This is a genomic window from Roseateles sp. (assembly GCF_965229315.1).
Taxonomy (GTDB): Bacteria; Pseudomonadota; Gammaproteobacteria; order Burkholderiales; family Burkholderiaceae_C; genus Pelomonas.
The window spans coordinates 1144474-1157635 of record NZ_CBDDJA010000002.1; the positions used below are offsets into that span (position 1 = coordinate 1144474).

The following is a 13162-nucleotide window of genomic DNA, read 5'->3' on the forward strand; positions in this document are numbered from 1 at the left end:
ACATGCTCAAACCCATCCTGCTCGTCGAGGACGATCCGCGCGACCTGGAGCTGACGCTCGTCGCGCTGGAGAAGAGCCAGCTCGCCAACGAAGTCATCATCGTGCGCGACGGCGCCGAGGCGCTGGACTACCTGAACCGCGAAGGCATCCATGCCGGCCGCAGCGAGGGCAATCCGGCCGTCGTGCTGCTGGACCTGAAGCTGCCCAAGGTCAATGGCCTGGAGGTGCTGGGCAGCGTGCGCAGCACCGCGGCGCTGAAGAGCATCCCGGTCGTCATGCTGACGTCGTCGCAGGCCGAGTCGGACGTCGTGCAGAGCTACGAGCTGGGCGTGAACGCGTATGTCGTCAAGCCGGTGGAGTTCAACCAGTTCGTCGCGGCGATTGCCGATCTGGGCATGTTCTGGGCCGTGTTGAACGAGCCGCCGCCGGGGTCGTTGCGCACCGCACGCCGCTATGAATGACGCCGCGGACGGCAAGCGGACAGCGCCGCGCGTGCCGGGCCTGAACATCTTGCTGCTGGAGGACTCGGCGTTCGATGCCGAACTGCTGGAGGCGGCGCTGCAGGCCGCCTATCCGGGCATGCGCCTGCTCTGGGTGAAGGACGAGACGGGCTTCAAGCAGGCCTTGGCCGGGCAGCATTTCGACCTGATCCTGTCGGACTACCAGCTGCCCGAATTCAATGGCGCCGACGCGCTGGACCACGCGCAGGCGGTGGCGCCGCTGACGCCCTTCGTCTTTGTGTCCGGCGTCATCGGCGAAGAGAACACGGTCGAGCTGCTCAAGCGTGGTGCGACCGACTACATCATGAAGGGGCGCCTGACGCGGCTGCCCATCGTCATCGAGCGCGCCTTGCGCGAGGTGGCGCAGCGCGAGAAGCAGCAGCGCACGCAGGCGCAGCTGCGTGAGGCGGATGCGTTGTATGCACGCGTGGTCGACTCGCTGCAGGACTACGCCGTCATCCTGCTGGATCGCGGCGGCCTGATCCGCGACTGGAACCGCGCTGCCGCCAGCATCTTCGGCATGTCGCTGGACGAGGCGCGCGGCCTGCCGGCCGAGGTGCTGTTCTCGCCCGAGGACCGGGCCGCCGACGTGCTGGAGCGCGAGATGGCTGCAGCGCTCGCCGATGGGTCGGCGCGTGACGACCGCTGGCTGATGCGCAAGGACGGCACGCGCCTGCGCGCGGAAGGCGTGCTGACACCGCTGTACAGCGCGGCCGGCGAGCACACCGGCTTCTCCAAGATCGTGCGCGACGTGACGCCGGCCTACCGGGCCTCGGAGCAGCTGCGCCAGGCCAAGGACGAAGCCGAGCACAGCAACGAACTCAAGGACCAGTTCCTCGCCGTGCTGTCGCACGAGCTGCGCTCGCCGCTCAGTGCCATCCGGGGCTGGGCCGACATCCTGGAGCGGCGCGGCAGCGGCGACGAACTGCTCGCCAAGGCGGCGCTCGTGATCCGGCGCAATGCCGAGTTGCAGGCCCGCATGATCAACGACCTGCTCGACATGAGCGCCGTGGCGGCCGGCAAGCTCGCGCTGCAGCGGGAAACGCTGGACCTGTCGGCGCTGGCGGCGGAATCGCTGCTGTCGCACCTGCATGTCGCGCAGGCCCGCAACATCGTGCTGGACTTCGAGGGCAGCGTCGTGCTGTGGGTACACGGGGATGCCCAGCGGCTCATGCAGGTGATCTCCAACCTCGTGGGCAATGCGTTGAAGTTCAGCGCCGACGCCGGTCGCATCGTCGTCAGGCTGGGCGTGGAGGACGGCATGGGGCTGTTGTCCGTGAAGGACTCGGGCAGCGGCATTTCGCCGGAGTTCCTGCCGCATGTGTTCGACCGCCTGCGCCAGGAGGACGGTTCGCGCACGCGCAAGGCCGGCGGCCTGGGGCTCGGGCTGGCCATTGCCCGCGCCATCGTCGATCTGCACGGTGGCCGCATCAGTGCGCACAGCGAGGGGACGGATCGCGGGGCGCGCTTCGACGTGCGCCTGCCGTTGGCCGAAGCGCCGGCCAGCCAGCCCGCGGCGCCGCTGGCCGTGGCGTCGGCGGACAACCTGCCGCGCCTGGACGGCGTGCGGCTGCTGCTGGTCGACGACGAGGAGGATGCGCGCGACGTCGGCCAGGCCGCACTGCGGGAGCTGGGCGCCGACGTGACCACGGCGACGGGGGCTCGCGAGGCGCTGGCGTTGCTGGAGCGCGAGCGCTTTGATGTGCTGGTGTCGGACATCGGCATGCCCGGAATGGATGGCTTGTCGCTGATGCGCGCGGCGCGCGCGCGCCCGGCCACGGCGGACCTGCCCGCCGTCGCATTGACGGCCTTCGCTATGCTGCCGGACCGCCAGGCCGGCCTCGCCGCGGGGTTTCAGCGCTACGTTGCCAAACCCATCGATGTCCGCAACCTCGGCAGCGCGATCCGCGACGTGCTGCGCGTGGCCGCGCCCGCGGAAAGTGCGCGTGAATGAACCCCCTGCACCCCGCCGAGCCCGTCACGCTGGACAACTGCGAGCGCGAGCCCATCCACATCCCCGGCTCCATCCAGCCGCACGGCGCCTTACTGGCGTTCGATCGCCTGGGCCGGCTGGTGTCGGTGAGCGCCAATGCGCAGGCGCTGCTTGGCCTGAGCCTGACGCTGGGCCGCGCGCCGCGCGCCGCCGAGCTGGGCGTGGATGCCGACGTCTACCGCGTCATCCAGCAGGGCGTCGCCAACCTGAGCCTGGGCGAGTCCATGCCGGATTCGCGCGAGCTGGTGCTGAATGGCCGCAGCTTCGACCTCGTCGTGCATGCCGACGGCGGCCTGTGCCTGTGCGAGTTCGAGCAGCGCGACGACAACGCCGACCGGCTCAGTGCCTTTGCGCAGAGGGCCTACCGGTCGATGGAGAAACTCAAGCGCCAGCACAGCATCGACAAGCTGCTGGAGGTGGCGGTGTCCGAGGTGCAGGCCATGACCGGGTTCGACCGCGTGATGGCCTATCGCTTTCGCCACGACGACAGCGGCGAGGTGGTGGCCGAGGCCTGCCGCCATGACCTGGAGCCCTACCTCGGCCGGCGCTACCCGGCCAGCGACATCCCCGCGCAGGCGCGGCGGCTGTACGTGCTCAACACGCTGCGGCTGATCGCCGATGTGGGCTACCAGTCCGTGCCGCTGCTGGTCGAGGCGGGGCACACCGCGCCGCTGGACCTCAGCCACAGCGTGCTGCGCAGCGTCTCGCCCATCCACGTCGAGTACCTGACCAACATGGGCGTGGGCGCGTCGATGAGCGTGTCCATCGTCGTCGCCGGGCGGCTGTGGGGCATGCTGGCCTGCCACCACATGGCGCCGTTGCGCGTGCCCTACGCCATCCGCATGGCCAGCGATGTCATCGCGCAGTTGATCGCCGCGTCGGTGCAGTCGCTGTGCGCGCGCGACCGCGAGGCGGCGATGGCCCGGGCGGCGCTGCTGCGCACCGACATCACGGGCCAGATCGCGCAGGGCCACGAGGCAGCCGACGTGCTGACCCGCGAGGCACTGGCCCTGTGCGCGAGCCTGGACTGCGATGCCATCTTCGTCGGCATCGACGGTCGCGTACGCAGCCATGGCGCGGTGGACGAGCGCTGGGCCGCCCGGTTGATCGACTGGCTGCAGGCGCGCGAACAGCCGCTGGTGCATGTCGACCGCTGCGACGAGCTGCCTGCCGCCACGGGTGGCGACCGCTATTGCGGCGTGCTGGCGCTGCGCTTCGATGCGCCGCGCCACGGCTGGCTGGTGGCGCTGCGGCGCGAGCAGATCGAGACCATCCGCTGGGGCGGCAAGCCCGAGAAGGAGGTTGCGCATGGCCCGATGGGCCCGCGGCTGACGCCGCGCGGCTCCTTTGCAGAATGGCGCGAGACGGTGCGGGACACGGCGGTGCCGTGGTCCGACGTGGTGCTGGAGAGCGCGCGGCTGCTGCACGACGCCGTCAGCCGCGTCAACGTGGACCGCGTGCTCGAGATGGACCGCCTGCGCTCGCAGCTGTGGGCCGTGCTGGGCCACGATCTGCGTGACCCGCTGCACATGCTGAGCATGGCCTCGGTCGTGCTGGACCGGCAGTCGTCATCGGACCGCGTCGCCTCGGTGATCCGCAACTCCACGAACCGCATGCAGCGGCTGCTTCGCGACCTGCAGGACATCACCCGCATCCAGAACGGCCTGGCGCTGTCGATCGAGTACGAGGACACCGACGTGGCCGCGCTGCTCGGCCAGTTGCTGGATGACCAGCGCAGCGCCTACCCCGACGTGGCCGTCGACGCCACGCTGCCCGCGGCGATGGTGGCGCGCGTCGACCCGATGCGCTACCTGCAGATGACGGCCAACCTGCTGAGCAATGCGCGCCACCACGGCAAGGGGCGCATCGCGCTGCAGCTGCTTGCGCGGGACGGGCACGCCGAGCTGAGCATCCGCAACCCGGCCGACCCCATCGCCGCAGAACTGGTGGAGGGCTTGTTCGACCCGTTCAAGCGACGGTCGCTGAACAACGCCGGCAACCCCGGCAGCATGGGCCTGGGCCTGTACATCGTGCACCAGGTGGCCACGGCGCATGGCGGCACCATCCGCTACGAGCCGGGTGACGGCGAGGTGGCCTTCGTGCTGCGGCTGCCGCTGCAGCCGCCGGTTGCCTAAGGCGTGTTGGCACTACGGGAGCGAGGCTGCAGCAGGCCGGCCAGGTGCAGCTGCTCGATGATCCGGTCGGCCGCGCGGTCGGCTGACATGGATGACGTGTCGACGCGCACCTCGGGGCTGGCGGGCGCCTCGTAGGGCGACGAGATGCCGGTGAAGTTCGGCAACTGGCCGGCCCGCGCACGCCGGTACAGGCCCTTGGGATCGCGCGCCTCGGCCACGGACAGCGGCGCGTCGATGAACACCTCCAGGAAGCGTCCCTCGGGCAGCCGGGCCCGGGCGGCGGCGCGGTCGCGTGCGAACGGGGAGATGAAGGTCGCGACGACGATCAGCCCGGCGTCGAACATCAGCCGGGCCACTTCGGCGGCGCGGCGGATGTTTTCCTGGCGGTCGGCATCGCCGAAGCCCAGGTCGGCGCACAGGCCGGCGCGCAGGTGGTCGCCGTCCAGCAGTGTGGCGTGCAGTGCCCGCGCGTTCAGGCGCTGCAACACCAGGTTGCCGATGGTCGACTTGCCCGCGCCGGACAACCCGGTGAGCCAGAGTACGAAGGGTTGGGCGGCGAGGCTGTGGGTCATCCGGTCAATCGAGCCTGAAGGCGAATTCCTGTTCGAACAGGGCGTCGCCGGCGCACTGGTAGCCGGCGAGCGCCGTTTCCACCGAGCGTTGCAGTGCCCGGCGCGATTTGGCGTCCAGCGCGCCCTGCGTGACGCGGATGTCGCTGCCCACGACGCGGCCGCCGCGCACCGTGGCCACGGCATGCAGTACCGCCTGGCCGCTCCAGCCCAGCATCGGCAGCTCGGGCCGCGGCATCACGCTGCAGACGGCACCGGGCGCGCGCACGGCCGCAGGCTCCTGCGCAGTCGCGAGCGGCGCCGCGCCGGTGCCGCCGCTGGTCGGCACCGGCGTGCCCTCGCTGCGCAGCGGCGCGGCCGTGACGGTCGGTGCCTCGGTCTGCCAGTCTGGGATGGGCACGTCGGGCACGGGCACGCGGGGCAGGTCGGGCCGCGCCGCCTTCACCACCGGTGGCGGCTCGCGGGGCGTGTCGGGTGTGTCCAGGGGCGGCGGCAGCAGCACGATGGGCGCCTGCTTGGGCTGGGCCGCAGGCGGCATGAATGCGAGGCTCAACGCCGTGATCGCGACGACGTGCACCCCGATGACAAGGCCCAGGCCCGTGTAGCGGGCGGGCGCGGGGGCGTGGCGGGACAGTTCCATGGGCTCTTCTCCTGGTGGTGGGTGGGAAACCGGGTGTCGCGCGCAGGCTGCGGCTTTGAACCCAGGCTACCCCGGCAGCAGGAGGCCGGTCAACGGTGGCGTCAGCACGTGTCGGCCGCGCGACGGCGGCCGGCGTGTCGACGCGTCGTCAGCGCCGCGTCAGGGCGTGCCGGCCAGCAGCACCATCAGCGCACCGGCCCCACCATCGCTGGCGCGCGCCTGCACGAAGGCCAGCACCTCGCTCTTCTGCACCAGCCAGCGCCGCACGCGGCCCTTGAGCACCGGCTCGCGCCCCGGCGAGCCGTGGCCTTTGCCGTGGATGACGCGCACGCAGCGCAGGCCGCGCCGCGCGCTGTCGTGGATGAACAGGCCCAGCGCCTCGCGCGCGCCGTCGCGGCGCAGGCCGTGCAGGTCCAGCTGCGCCTGCAGCGACCAGTGGCCGCGGCGCAGCTTGCGCACCACTTCCAGCGAGATGCCCTCGCGTCGGAAGGACAGTGTCTCGTCGGTCTCCAGCAGCGAGTCGATGTCGATCTCGTCCGACAGCGCCTGCAGCAGCACCGCGCGTTCGTCGGCCTGCCGTTGGCGCGGTTCGGGCTCGGGCGGCTCGCGGTCATGGATGACGCGCGCCACGCGGCGCATCGGCGTCACCGGGCCGACCGTCAGCTCGAAGACGCGCCGCTCCTGTTCGGCCAGCCGCATGGCCGCCGCCAGCCGTTCGCGCTCCACCTCGGCTGCCAGCCGCGCCGCGGCCAGCTCGCGGGCCAGCGGCTTCAGGTCGGCCAGGCTGCGCACGGTGAGCGGCTTGCTCACAGCAAGCCCCGCTCGGCAAAAGAGACGACCCCGGTCGCACCGACGACGAGGTGGTCCACCACGCGCACGTCCACCAGTGCCAGTGCCTGCGTCAACTGGCGGGTCAACTGCTCGTCCGCCCTGGAGGGCTCGGCGTGGCCACTGGGGTGGTTGTGCGCCAGGATGGCCGCGCCGGCGCCCAGCGCCAGCGCGCGCTTGACCACCTCGCGCGGGTGCACCGTCGTGTGTGACAGCGAGCCCTGGAACAGCGTCTCCATCGCGATCAGCTTGAGCTGCGCATCCAGGAACAGCACGGCGAAGACTTCGTGCCCCAGGCCGCCCAGGTGCAGGCGCAGGTAGGTCTTGACCGTGTCGACGTCGGTCATCGCCGACTTCTCGGCCAGGCGCTGGTTCAGCGAGCGCCGTGCGATCTCCAGCACCGCGGCAATCTCCGCGCGCTTGGCCGGCCCCAGGCCCTTGACCTTGCCCAGGTCCTGCACGTTGGCGGCCAGCAGCCCGGCCCAGCCGCCGAAACGGTCCAGCAGGCTCTGCGCCAGTTGCAGCACGGGCATGCCCTTGAGCCCCGTGCGCAGCAGCAGCGCCAGCAGTTCGGCGTCCGCCAACGCCTGCGGGCCGCGTGCGAGCAGCTTCTCGCGCGGGCGGGCGTCCGGAGGCAGGTGGGTCAGCGACATAAAATCGCCCGCAGTCTAGCCAAGCAGCTTCTGCCGCCCCCATGAACCCCATCCAGGCCGGGTCCTTCCTGACCTTGCATTACCGGCTCTCAGGCCCGGACGGTGCCGACCTCGTCAACACCTTCGGCGACAAGCCGGCCACGTTGTCGATTGGCGCCGGCCAGCTGTCGCCGGCCATCGAGGCCCGCCTCATCGGCCTGCCCGAGGGCGCGCGGGAGCGTTTCGAGCTGGCGCCCGGCGAGGCGTTCGGCGAGCGCAACCCCGAGCTGCTGCAGCGCGTGAAGCTGTCGCTGTTGCGCCAACTGGGCGACCCGGACGAAGCCTATTCGGTCGGCGACGTGGTGCAGTTTCCGGGCCCGGACGGGCAGGGGGGCTATGCCGGCGTCGTGCGCGAGGTGGCCGAGGAGGCGCTGCTGTTCGACTTCAACCATCCGCTCGCTGGCCAGCCGGTGAGCTTCGAAGTGCAAGTGATCGGGGTGTTGTGATGGAGGCGAAAGTGCAACCCCAGGAAGTGCTGTTGGCCGAGCCGCGCGGTTTCTGTGCCGGGGTGGACCGCGCCATCGAGATCGTCGAGCGTGCGCTGGTCAAGTTCGGCGCGCCCATCTACGTGCGCCACGAGATCGTGCACAACACCTACGTCGTCAACGACCTGAAGTCGCGCGGCGCGATCTTCATCGAGGACCTGGCCGACGTGCCGGCCGGCGCCACGCTGGTGTTCAGCGCCCACGGCGTCAGCCAGGAGGTGCGCCGCGAGGCGCAGGCGCGCGGCTTCCAGATCTTCGACGCGACCTGCCCGCTGGTGACCAAGGTGCACGTCGAGGTGGCCAAGCTGCACCGCGAGGGCTATGAGTTCATCATGATCGGCCACAAGGGGCACCCCGAGGTCGAGGGCACGATGGGCCAACTCAGCGAGGGGATCTTCCTTGTCGAGGACGTGCAGGACGTGGCAAAGGTGCAGGTCACCAACCCCGCCAGGCTCGCGGTCGTCACGCAGACCACACTCAGCGTGGACGACGCGGCCGAGATCCTCGCCGAGGTCAAGCGCGTGTTCCCGCAGGTGCGCGAACCGAAGAAGCAGGACATCTGCTACGCCACGCAGAACCGCCAGGACGCCGTGAAGCTGCTGGCGCCCAAGGTGGACGTGGTCATCGTCGTCGGCAGCCCCACCAGCTCCAACAGCAACCGGCTGCGCGAACTGGCCGAGCGGCTGGGCACGCCCGGCTACATGGTCGACGCGGCCGAGGACCTGAAGGCCGAATGGCTGACGGACCGCCCGCGCGTGGGCCTGACGGCCGGCGCCTCGGCACCCGACGTGCTGGTGCAGGCCGTCATCGACCGGCTGCGGGCGATGGGCGCGACGACGGTGCGCAGCCTGCCGGGCGTCGAGGAGCATGTGCGCTTCCCGCTGCCGATGGGCCTGGGTGACAAGTCCATGGCCGAGGCGAGTTCCTCGCGATCCTGACCCGGCGCCTCGCACACCCGGCGGCGCCTGACATCGGCGCCGCTTTTGCGTTTGAATGCATTCGAATCCTGAAAGACACCCATGCTCGACATCACCCAACTGCGCAAGGACCTCGATGCCGTCATCGAGCGCCTGAACGCGCGCAAGACCCCGCAAGCCTTCCTGGACGTTGACCGCTTCAAGGCGCTCGAAGGCGAACGCCGCCAGGTGCAGATGCGCACCGAGGAACTGCAGGCCCGCCGCAACAGCCTGTCCAAGCAGATCGGCATGGCCAAGGGCAAGGGCGAGGACGCCTCGGCGCTGATGGCCGAAGTCGGCAGCATCGCCGACGAGCTGAAGGCTGGTGCGGAGCGCCTGGAGGCCATCCAGGTCGAGCTCAACACGATGCTGATGAGCGTGCCCAACCTGCCCGACGCCAGCGTGCCCGTGGGTGCGGACGAGCACGGCAACGTCGAGGTGCGCCGTTGGGGCACGCCGCGCACATTCGACTTCGACGTGAAAGACCACGTGGACCTCGGTGCCCCGCTGGGCCTGGACTTCGAGACGGGCGCCAAGCTGTCGGGCTCGCGCTTCGCCTTCCTGAAAGGCCCGGTCGCCCGCCTGCACCGCGCGCTCGCGCAGTTCATGCTCGATGTGCAGACGACGGAGCATGGCTACACCGAGTGCTACACGCCCTACATCGTCAACCGCGAGATCCTCGAAGGCACGGGCCAACTGCCCAAGTTCAAGGAGGACATGTTCTGGGTGCTGCGCGGTGGCGACGAGGAGCAGGTCGAGCAGTACCTGATCTCGACCTCGGAAATCTCGCTGACCAACACCGTGCGCGAGAGCGTGCTCAAGCCCGAGGACCTGCCGGTCAAGCTGACGGCGCACAGCCCGTGCTTCCGCTCGGAAGCGGGCTCGGCGGGCCGTGACACACGCGGGCTGATCCGCCAGCACCAGTTCGACAAGGTCGAGATGGTGCGCATCGAGCAGCCCGAGCACAGCATGGCTGCGCTGGAGGAGATGACAGCCCACGCCGAAGCCGTGCTGCAGAAGCTCGGCCTGCCGTACCGCACCATGCTGCTGTGCACCGGCGACATGGGTTTCGGCTCGACCAAGACCTACGACCTCGAAGTCTGGCTGCCGGCGCAGAAGACCTTCCGCGAGATCAGCTCCTGCTCGAACATGGGCGCCTTCCAGGCCCGCCGCATGCAGGCGCGCTTCAAGAACGCCCAGGGCAGGAACGAGTTCGTGCACACGCTGAACGGTTCGGGCCTGGCCGTCGGGCGCACGCTGGTGGCGGTGCTGGAGAACTACCAGAACGCGGACGGCAGTGTCACGGTGCCGCCGGCGCTGCGCCCCTACATGGGGGGTGTCGACACGCTTCGCGGCTGATTTGCAACGAGTGACGAAAACCTGCCTATAATGGTGGGCTTCACTCGCACCGAACCAGGAGAGGTGGCAGAGTGGTCGAATGTACCTGACTCGAAATCAGGCGTACCGCAAGGTACCGTGGGTTCGAATCCCACCCTCTCCGCCAGTTGTCGCTCGTCGACATGCAAGAAGGCCAGTCCACCGGACTGGCCTTCTTGCATTTCAGCCATCGATCTTCAACGGGGCGTGACGCGCCACACCGTGTTGCCCACGTCATCCACCACCAGCAGCGCGCCGCGCGTGTCCATCGCCACGCCCACCGGCCGGCCCTGCGCCTTGCCGTCCTTGTTGACGAAGCCGGTCAGCACGTCGATGGGCAGGCCTTGCGGCTTGCCGTCCTTGAAGGGCAGGTACACGACCTTGTAGCCGGACAGCGGGTTGCGGTTCCACGAGCCGTGCAGGCCGATGAAGACGCCGCTGTCGCCCTGGCCTGCCGCCAGCGCTGCGGGCAGTTTGCCGTTTGCGGCTGTCAGGCCCAGTGCCGCCACGTGTGCGCCCAGTGCGTAATCCGGCGCCACCGCGCGCTGCACGAGGTCGGGCCGCTGCGGCTTCACGCGGTCGTCCACGTGCTGGCCGTACCAGCTGTAGGGCCAGCCGTAGAAGGCGCCATCGCGTACCGAGGTGAGGTAGTCGGGCACGAGGTCGCTGCCGAGTTCGTCGCGTTCGTTGGCGACCGTCCACAGCACCTGAGTTCCACCACTCGCCATCCAGGCCATGCCGTTGGGGTTGCGCAGGCCGGTGGCGAACAGCCGCTTGTTGCCCGTGGCGCGGTCGATTTCCCAGATGGCGGCGCGTCCTTCCTCGGCCGCGATGCCGTTCTCGGCCACATTGCTGTTGGAGCCCACGGTCGCGTAGAGCCTGCTGCCGTCCGGGCTGGCGATCAGCGACTTGGTCCAGTGGTGGTTGATGTCGCCTGCGGGCAGGTCGGTGAGCTTGCGGCCGCTGGCGGGGTCGATCTGGGTCTGGCCGGCCTTGTAGGGATAGGCGATCACGGCGTCGGTGTTGGCCACGTAGAAGGTGTCGCCCACCAGCGCCATGCCGAACGGCGAGTTCAGGCCGGACAGGAATACCTCGCGCACCTCGGGCCTGCCGTCGCCGTCGGCGTCGCGCAGCAGCGTGATGCGGTTGGCGCTGGCCGGCGCGGCACCGGCGCGCTTTTGCACCATCTTCATGGCGACGCCCTTGATGCCCTTGCCATCATCGGGGCGCGGTGGCGCGTTGGTCTCGGCCACCAGCACGTCGCCGTTGGGCAGCACGTGGACCCAGCGCGGGTGGTCCAGCCCCGTGGCGAACGCCGCCACCTGCGTGCCGGCCGCAGCGGTAGGCGCCTTGCCGTCGGCCCAGGGTTCGGCCGGTGCGATGTTCACTGTCGGCAGCAGCGACTTGACCGGCTTGACCAGCGTGGGATTGGGACCGACATCGCCGTTGAGTGGCAGCTTGCTCGTGTCGGCGTGCGCCGCGAGTGCCACCACCGTCAGTGCGAGAGCGGTGATGCCGGTAGGGGTTGCAAAACGGGGCATGGTGGGTGCTTTCAGCGGTGGCGATCCCGCTGTCTGGCAATCAGCATGCCCGTGGGCGGCGGCTCAGTGCCCGTGGTGGTCGTGCGGCTTGCGGATCTGCACGTCGGCGGCCCCTGGCTGCGGCGCGGCGCCGGGTGCGCCCGGCGCGGGCGGCGCATCGCCCACCTCCCGCGCCAGCGTGCCGGGCGGGTGCTGGAACCAGCCCGGGTCCGTGTAGTCGCCACGCGCCAGGCCGCGCCGCACCTTCAGCAGGCTGAACATGCCGCCCATGCCGATGGCGCCGAACGGGCCGTCGCCGGCCATCATGGGCGCCGTGTTGGCCGGCCCGGGCATCATCATCTCGGTCATCTCGTGCATGCCGCCCTGGCCCATGGCCATGTAGCCGGGCACGAGCTTGCGGATCTTGTCCTCCAGGTCGCTGGCGTCCACGCCCAGCATCGTCGGCACGCCGTGGCCCATCGCGTTCATCGTGTGGTGGGCCTTGTGGCAGTGCAGCGCCCAGTCGCCTTCCTCGTCGGCGACGAGTTCGATCTGGCGCATCTGGCCCACCGCCACGTCGGTCGTCACCTCGGGCCAGCGGGCCGTGCGCGGCACCGGGCCGCCGTCCGTGCCGGTGACGGTGAACTCGTGGCCGTGGATGTGGATGGGGTGGTTGGTCATCGTCAGGTTGCCGATGCGGATGCGCACCCGGTCGCCCTGGCGCGCCACCAGCGGCGCGATGCCCGGGAACACGCGGCTGTTCCAGCTCCACAGGTTGAAGTCCAGCATCGTCATGATCCGGGGTGTGGCGCTGCCGGGCTCGATGTCGTAGGCGTTCAGCAGGAAGGCGTAGTCGCGGTCCACCGCGTCGATCTGCGGGTGCTTGGCCTTCGGATGCGTGATCCACAGTCCCATCATGCCCATGGCCATCTGCACCATCTCGTCGGCATGGGGGTGGTACATGAACGTGCCGGGGCGGCGCGCGACGAACTCGTAGACCCAGGTCTTGCCCGGCGGGATGGCCGGCTGCGTCAGGCCGCTGACGCCGTCCATGCCGTTGGGCAGGCGCTGGCCGTGCCAGTGCATCGTCGTCGGCTCGGGCAGGCGGTTGGTCACGTAGATGCGCACGCGGTCGCCTTCGACGACCTCGATGGTCGGGCCCGGGCTCTGGCCGTTGTAGCCCCACAGGCGCGCCGTGAAGCCGGGCGCCATCTCGCGCATCACGGGCTCGGCGACGAGGTGGAACTCCTTGACCCCGGCGTTCATGCGCCACGGGCAGGTCCAGCCGTTCAGCGTGACCACGGGGTTGTAGGGTCGCCCGTTGGGCGGGACGAGCGGGCTTTGCGTGTCGGGCGAGGTTTGCGTGACGGGTTCGGGCACGGCCGCGAGGGCGACCTTGGAGACCGCGGCGAGCGAAACCAGGGAGGTGGCGGAAGCACCTGCGAGCAAGGAGCGTCGGTTGAGCAT

General features: G+C 70.0%; 11 protein-coding genes, 1 tRNA gene and 1 pseudogene. 7 read left to right on the forward strand and 6 right to left on the reverse strand.

What is annotated here, in order from left to right; translation table 11 throughout:
* Window positions 1-2: 2 nt before the first annotated feature.
* From ACO07H_RS10080 to ACO07H_RS10090, 3 genes are read left to right on the forward strand one after another with little or no spacing between them, the layout of a single operon-like run.
* Entirely contained in the window at window positions 3-461 is a 459-nt protein-coding gene (locus ACO07H_RS10080; RefSeq protein ID WP_422013651.1) for a response regulator, read from the forward strand.
* Window positions 454-2454 (forward strand): response regulator, encoded by a 2001-nt coding sequence (locus ACO07H_RS10085; RefSeq protein ID WP_422013653.1) that lies wholly within the window; start codon window positions 454-456, stop codon window positions 2452-2454. The genes ACO07H_RS10080 and ACO07H_RS10085 overlap by 8 nt, the downstream gene beginning before the upstream one ends.
* A complete protein-coding gene (locus tag ACO07H_RS10090; protein ID WP_422013655.1) occupies window positions 2451-4628 on the forward strand; it encodes an ATP-binding protein in 2178 nt (725 codons plus the stop codon). Before ACO07H_RS10085 ends, ACO07H_RS10090 begins: the two co-directional genes overlap by 4 nt.
* Here the strand turns inward: ACO07H_RS10090 and cysC are convergent.
* From cysC to radC, 4 genes and pseudogenes are all read right to left on the reverse strand, one after another.
* A pseudogene (cysC, locus tag ACO07H_RS10095) lies at window positions 4625-5188 on the reverse strand (adenylyl-sulfate kinase); the annotation flags it as partial. The gene ACO07H_RS10090 and the pseudogene cysC overlap by 4 nt on opposite strands.
* Before the next feature lie 16 nt (window positions 5189-5204).
* Window positions 5205-5837, reverse strand: a complete 633-nt coding sequence (locus ACO07H_RS10100; protein ID WP_422013657.1) for a hypothetical protein — start codon at window positions 5835-5837, stop codon at window positions 5205-5207.
* Between the two features lie 159 nt (window positions 5838-5996).
* A complete protein-coding gene (locus ACO07H_RS10105) occupies window positions 5997-6647 on the reverse strand; it encodes a Smr/MutS family protein (protein WP_422013659.1) in 651 nt (216 codons plus the stop codon).
* The gene (gene radC, locus ACO07H_RS10110) at window positions 6644-7318 is read right to left on the reverse strand and encodes a RadC family protein (RefSeq protein WP_422013661.1); all 675 of its coding nucleotides are present in this window, start codon (window positions 7316-7318) and stop codon (window positions 6644-6646) included. Before radC ends, ACO07H_RS10105 begins: the two co-directional genes overlap by 4 nt.
* A gap of 41 nt (window positions 7319-7359) precedes the next feature.
* Here radC and ACO07H_RS10115 point away from each other — a divergent pair, with 41 nt between their 5' ends.
* From ACO07H_RS10115 to ACO07H_RS10130, 4 genes are all read left to right on the forward strand, one after another.
* Window positions 7360-7803 carry an FKBP-type peptidyl-prolyl cis-trans isomerase gene (locus ACO07H_RS10115; protein WP_422013663.1) on the forward strand — a complete coding sequence of 148 codons (444 nt, stop codon included), beginning with the start codon at window positions 7360-7362 and terminating at the stop codon, window positions 7801-7803.
* Window positions 7804-7814: 11 nt separating this feature from the next.
* A complete protein-coding gene (gene ispH / locus ACO07H_RS10120) occupies window positions 7815-8780 on the forward strand; it encodes a 4-hydroxy-3-methylbut-2-enyl diphosphate reductase (RefSeq protein WP_422013665.1) in 966 nt (321 codons plus the stop codon).
* An 81-nt stretch (window positions 8781-8861) separates the two neighbouring features.
* The gene (gene serS / locus ACO07H_RS10125; protein WP_422013667.1) at window positions 8862-10157 is read left to right on the forward strand and encodes a serine--tRNA ligase; all 1296 of its coding nucleotides are present in this window, start codon (window positions 8862-8864) and stop codon (window positions 10155-10157) included.
* A gap of 57 nt (window positions 10158-10214) precedes the next feature.
* A tRNA-Ser gene (locus tag ACO07H_RS10130) sits at window positions 10215-10302 on the forward strand.
* Between the two features lie 70 nt (window positions 10303-10372).
* Here the strand turns inward: ACO07H_RS10130 and ACO07H_RS10135 are convergent.
* Window positions 10373-11716: a PQQ-dependent sugar dehydrogenase gene (locus ACO07H_RS10135; protein ID WP_422013669.1), complete on the reverse strand. Its 1344-nt coding sequence runs from the start codon at window positions 11714-11716 to the stop codon at window positions 10373-10375.
* A 63-nt stretch (window positions 11717-11779) separates the two neighbouring features.
* Window positions 11780-13162: a multicopper oxidase family protein gene (locus ACO07H_RS10140; protein ID WP_422013671.1), complete on the reverse strand. Its 1383-nt coding sequence runs from the start codon at window positions 13160-13162 to the stop codon at window positions 11780-11782.

Bases quoted from the DNA above. Each gene is read 5' to 3' on its own strand.
- ACO07H_RS10100 (WP_422013657.1), bottom strand. From the start codon at position 5,837: ATGGAACTGTCCCGCCACGCCCCCGCGCCCGCCCGCTACACGGGCCTG.
- serS (WP_422013667.1), top strand. From the start codon at position 8,862: ATGCTCGACATCACCCAACTGCGCAAGGACCTCGATGCCGTCATCGAG.
- ACO07H_RS10085 (WP_422013653.1), top strand. From the start codon at position 454: ATGAATGACGCCGCGGACGGCAAGCGGACAGCGCCGCGCGTGCCGGGC.
- ACO07H_RS10090 (WP_422013655.1), top strand. From the start codon at position 2,451: ATGAACCCCCTGCACCCCGCCGAGCCCGTCACGCTGGACAACTGCGAG.
- ACO07H_RS10140 (WP_422013671.1), bottom strand. From the start codon at position 13,162: ATGCTCAACCGACGCTCCTTGCTCGCAGGTGCTTCCGCCACCTCCCTG.
- radC (WP_422013661.1), bottom strand. From the start codon at position 7,318: ATGTCGCTGACCCACCTGCCTCCGGACGCCCGCCCGCGCGAGAAGCTG.
- ACO07H_RS10135 (WP_422013669.1), bottom strand. From the start codon at position 11,716: ATGCCCCGTTTTGCAACCCCTACCGGCATCACCGCTCTCGCACTGACG.
- ACO07H_RS10115 (WP_422013663.1), top strand. From the start codon at position 7,360: ATGAACCCCATCCAGGCCGGGTCCTTCCTGACCTTGCATTACCGGCTC.
- ACO07H_RS10080 (WP_422013651.1), top strand. From the start codon at position 3: ATGCTCAAACCCATCCTGCTCGTCGAGGACGATCCGCGCGACCTGGAG.